The sequence below is a fragment of the Candidatus Neomarinimicrobiota bacterium genome (genome assembly GCA_018651745.1).
In the GTDB taxonomy this organism is placed as follows: domain Bacteria; phylum Fidelibacterota; class Marinisomatia; order Marinisomatales; family TCS55; genus JAAZYX01.
In genome coordinates this window covers 1-4,757 of sequence record JABIDL010000024.1, presented here as the reverse complement: position 1 = coordinate 4,757, position 4,757 = coordinate 1, and the positions used below count along the sequence as shown (strand labels likewise).

The following is a 4,757-nucleotide window of genomic DNA, read 5'->3' as shown; positions in this document are numbered from 1 at the left end:
TTTCACAGGGAAGAAAGCCATTCGGACAGTCGGCCTGGTGAGGATGGTCTTCGGTTTCTACCGGATTATCAGGGCAGGAGGTTTGGGTGAGAAGAATTAAAAGGAAAAAGGCTGCGGATCGTATTCCGGTGAAAAATGCCGTATAAGAAAACGTACCCATAACGGGAGAAGTTACTGCAAAACCCGATTAAGATGCAGGGAAGTAATTACTCACTAAGCAGAAAGCAATATTCCATTTAGAGATTCATAATCAGAGATTATAGTCCTATATCCCTATTCAATTATATCGTTTTTCTCTGTGCTCTCTGCGGTTAAAATAATCATTCCAGCTTTAGCTTCTGAAGCTTGGGGCGGATGACGTAAGTACAATATGCTTGGTTCGGATTATTGCGATAATAATCCTGATGATTTTCTTCGGCTTGGTAATATGAATCTAGTGGAACAATCTGCGTAATGATCGGCTCATCAAATACTTTTTGAGCTTTTTTAACGGATGTAGTCGCCAATTTTTTCTGTTCTTCGTTATGGTAAAAGATTACCGAACGATATTGTGTTCCAACATCGTTCCCCTGTTTATTCATGGTAGTGGGATCGTGGCTTTTCCAGAACACTTCAAGCAATTTATTGTAAGAAACTTTAGAAGGATCAAATTCAATCCGAGATACTTCTGCATGTCCTGTTGTTCCGGAACACACCTCTTTGTATGTTGGATCGGTTGTAATTCCGCCGGCATATCCAACCGTCACAGATGTCACGCCGTCAATTCGATTGAAAACAGCCTCCACACACCAGAAACATCCGGCGCCGAATGTAGCGGAATGCTCAGGCGCTGACTGGGCCATGAGAACGGTTCCGGTTAACAATACAGTAAGCAGGTTGAAATTTTTCATATCTACAGGTGGATACTTTCATGCTGTTTCAAAAGTTTCAGGCCAGAAAAGATTCTGTAAGCTGCCACAACTTTTCCTGATCGGCTTCAATATAAGATGCCTTGTTACTTTTCTTGGGTTTGCATTTGGAAAAGTATTTTCCGCTTACGCCATCAACTTCCGGAGACGAAACTAAATAAATACTGGTCTTGCCGCCATTTTCCGGAGAAATGGCTCCCACTTTTTTTGCGACATTCAATCCGATTCTTGCACTGCCAGTATTGTTGTTTCCAAAATTGGTATCCACAAATCCCGGATGAAGGCAATTTACTGTAATGCCTTTTCCTGCAATTCTGCGATCGAGTTCATACGTAAACATAATATTTGCCAGTTTGGATTTGCAGTAAGCCGGCCAGCCTCTGTAGCCGTCAAATCCCTGTAAATTCTCGAACCTGAGTTTAGCGCCCTGGTGTGCATCGGACGCAACATTGACGATCCTCGCGTTTCCTGTTTTTTCGAGCATATCCAACAGAAGGTCGGTGAGCAGGAAATAGGAAAGATGATTCAAGGCAAATGTCCGCTCAAATCCCTCATCCGTTTTTTTGAATTCACTGAAATAGGCACCGGCATTATTTAGGAGTACATGCATTTGATTGTAATCTGTTTTAATCTCCTCCGCCAGTTTTCTGACCTCCGCCATTGAAGACAAGTCGCATGCAAGAAAGCGGATATTTTCATTTCCGGTATTTTCAGTAAGTTCAGTCAAAACTCGGTTTCCCTTGTCTGGATTTCGCCCGACAAGAGCCAGAGTGTATCCTAGATTAGCGAGTTCGGTAGCCGCAACTTTTCCAATCCCGTCCGTGGCGCCGGTGATGCAGATGACCTTCTCTGATCCGGCGGATTCCATTTACTTTTTAGACGGTTTCGATTGAATATGAAGTTCGTCCAGCTGCTCTTTGGAAACAGAGCTCGGCGCCTCATCCATGAGCGATGCCGCCGATGTTGTTTTTGGGAATGCAATTACATCGCGGATGTTGGCAGTTCCTGCCAGCAACATGACAAGACGGTCAAACCCGAAAGCGATGCCTCCGTGCGGCGGTGTTCCGTATTTCAGTGCTTCCACCAAAAAGCCAAAACGATCCTTTGCTTCTGATTCATCCATCCCAAGCAATTCAAAAATCTTTTCCTGTACTTTCGGCTGGTGATTCCGTATCGAGCCGCCGGCAATTTCGTAACCGTTAATCGTAAGATCGTACGCGCGGGAGCTAGCGGAAGCGGGATCGGAATCCAGTTTTTCGATATCTTCTTCTTGGGGCGCTGTAAAAGGATGGTGCAGTGCAGAATATCTGTTTCCCTCTTTTTCAAACATCGGGAATTCCGTTATCCAAACTGGCTTAAACTCAGATTCATCAGCGAGGGTTTCCTGCTTCCCAATTTCAGTTCTAAGTGCACCCAATGCAGAAAGCGTCACTTTTGCCGAATCGCCAATTAAAAATAATATGTCACCATCTTTCAGCTCTGCTGATTTTATGAGTTCCTTTTGTAAGCCTTCTGAGAAAAATTTAGAAATTCCCCCGGTTAACGTCTCGGTTTCTACCTTCATCCATGCAAGACCTTTGGCTTTATAATTTTTTACAAATTCCGTAAAGGTTTCTATATTTTTTCTGGAATATTTTGCTCCGCCCATCACAGCTATTCCTTTTACCATTTCGGCTGATTTGAATGCATTGAATTCAGACGCATCCGTGATGGATTTCATATCTATTAATTCCATGCCAAAGCGCGTGTCTGGTTTATCAGAACCAAATCTGTTTAGCGACTCATCATACGTTAATCTTGGGAAAGGGGTTGGAAGCTCAATTCCCTTGACCGACTTAAACACATGCTGCGTAAGGTTTTCCATTGCAGATAAAATATCATCTTCTTCCACAAATGACATTTCGATATCAATTTGCGTGAATTCCGGTTGGCGGTCTGCCCTTAAGTCTTCATCGCGGAAACATTTTACGATCTGGAAATAGCGGTCAAACCCGCCAATCATTAGAATTTGCTTATAAATTTGAGGCGATTGTGGAAGTGCGTAAAATTTGCCTTCGTGGATTCTGCTCGGAACCAAATAATCCCGCGCGCCTTCGGGCGTGGATTTCATCAATACCGGTGTTTCTACTTCCATAAAATTCTTGTCGGACAAATATGTCCGAACCGCCTGATAGGCCTCGTGGCGGATTTTCAAGTTTTCCTGAAGTTCATCCGTCCTGAGTTCAAGGTACCGGTATTTCAGGCGTAAATCTTCTTCGGCACTTGATCGGTCGGTAACCAAAAATGGAAGCGGTGCCGCTTCGTTCAACATTTCCATTTCGGAAACGATTACTTCAATCTCGCCCGTTGACAAATCAGGATTAACCGCACCGGTGTCTCTCGCTTTCACTGTTCCGGAAATACTCAGCACATCTTCCATAGAAAGTTTTTTCGCCACCTCAAAATCACCGGAATAATCTTCGGAATTAAATACGATCTGGGTTTTACCGTAACGGTCTCGCAAATCAACAAAAATTACCTGTCCGTGGAGGCGGACAGAATTCACCCATCCGTTTAAGATAACGGATGCATTTATGTCGTTTGAATTAAGTTCGCCGCAGGTGTGTGTTCGTGTTGTCATGAATCGTTAGGTAAATAAAAACTGCTCGAAAGTTACGAGCAGTTTTCATTCAAAGCGAATTTGATTATTACCTGATTTTCATTATTTCATCAGCACAATTTTTTGCACCTGCCGTTCATTTCCTGATGTGAGAACGATAAAGTAAACACCGGTGGATGACGATTCTGCGTTCCATGTTATTTCGTGTGTTCCGGGTGTCAGCGGTTCGTTGAGCAGTGTTTCCACCAACCTTCCGGTGATGTCATATATTGTCAATGTAGGGTGAAGCAATAATGCGTCCCCTACGCCAATATTAAACCGAATGGTGGTTGTTGGATTAAAGGGGTTCGGGTAGGCGGGATACAGGGTAAATGATGTTGGAACGGCTGCGGTGGTTTTTGTCTTTTTACTGCTTGCTGACTCTAAACCAGCCAGAAAGGTAAACGGTGAGTCGGGATAGTTTTCTTTTAGCTTATGGTACACCTCTTTTGTACTTAACTGTACATGGCTGCCTGCAGTGGTTCTGCCTAAAGGACCATCGCCGCGTTTATTTGCAATCAAAAATTCTTCATACAAGAGTTTGGGCTCCATCTCATGATTCGGGTACTCAGTGCGAATGGTATGAATGTGACCTTCTGCTTCTAAAAGCATTGGTAGTTCACCGTCTTTGATCTTATGAGATGATAAGAGTGAGTGAGCGTGTTTATGGACACCGGTTCCTTCAAATTGCTCTGAAATAGAAACAAGAGCCAGTATCATGGCGTCTTCTTGATTCAGTGCCTTGTAACACCGAGCCATTCCGTAGAGTGCAAGGTCACCCGGTTTTTCATTCGGGACTGCAATCACAACTTGAGTATAAAGATCGAGTGCTGCTTCAAAAGCACCTCTAACTTCAAGGTTTAAGGCTTGTCCATACAATTCCACAGGCGATATTGTAAGACCGGGCACAAGATCAGCTAAGACCGGTTCCCAGAATATATTTTCAAGTGTATCATTCCCATTCAAGGACCAAGGGTCTTCATAAGAACATTCTGAACCAGACCAGTTGTTGCCTATGGCGTAAATGGTACTTCCCTGATTATGGAAATTGACTTCATTGCTGTAAATATAGTTGTAACCCAATAAATCGTATGAAACATCAAGCCAGGGTCTGAGTCTGTAGGGACCATGACCAAGATTGGGGGAAGACATATGCCAGGTATGTACTGCAACTTGACAGCCTTTTATCACATTATTGGTGGTATTACAGG

4 protein-coding genes are annotated in these 4,757 nt (G+C 43.5%); all 4 read right to left on the bottom strand.

The window, feature by feature from the left end; translation table 11 throughout:
• Window positions 1–320 precede the first annotated feature (320 nt).
• Window positions 321–890 (bottom strand): peptide-methionine (S)-S-oxide reductase MsrA, encoded by a 570-nt coding sequence (gene msrA, locus HOD97_04095; GenBank protein ID MBT4280785.1) that lies wholly within the window; start codon window positions 888–890, stop codon window positions 321–323.
• Between the two features lie 37 nt (window positions 891–927).
• A complete protein-coding gene (locus HOD97_04090) occupies window positions 928–1,776 on the bottom strand; it encodes an SDR family oxidoreductase (GenBank protein MBT4280784.1) in 849 nt (282 codons plus the stop codon).
• Window positions 1,777–3,528: an aspartate--tRNA ligase gene (gene aspS / locus HOD97_04085; GenBank protein MBT4280783.1), complete on the bottom strand. Its 1,752-nt coding sequence runs from the start codon at window positions 3,526–3,528 to the stop codon at window positions 1,777–1,779.
• Between the two features lie 81 nt (window positions 3,529–3,609).
• Entirely contained in the window at window positions 3,610–4,698 is a 1,089-nt protein-coding gene (locus HOD97_04080; protein ID MBT4280782.1) for a T9SS type A sorting domain-containing protein, read from the bottom strand.
• Between the last annotated feature and the right edge of the window lie 59 nt (window positions 4,699–4,757).

Excerpts from the sequence above, each read along its gene's own strand:
- msrA (MBT4280785.1), bottom strand. The coding sequence starts at position 890 with ATGAAAAATTTCAACCTGCTTACTGTATTGTTAACCGGAACCGTTCTC.
- HOD97_04090 (MBT4280784.1), bottom strand. The coding sequence starts at position 1,776 with ATGGAATCCGCCGGATCAGAGAAGGTCATCTGCATCACCGGCGCCACG.
- aspS (MBT4280783.1), bottom strand. The coding sequence starts at position 3,528 with ATGACAACACGAACACACACCTGCGGCGAACTTAATTCAAACGACATA.
- HOD97_04080 (MBT4280782.1), bottom strand. The coding sequence starts at position 4,698 with ATGTCTTCCCCCAATCTTGGTCATGGTCCCTACAGACTCAGACCCTGG.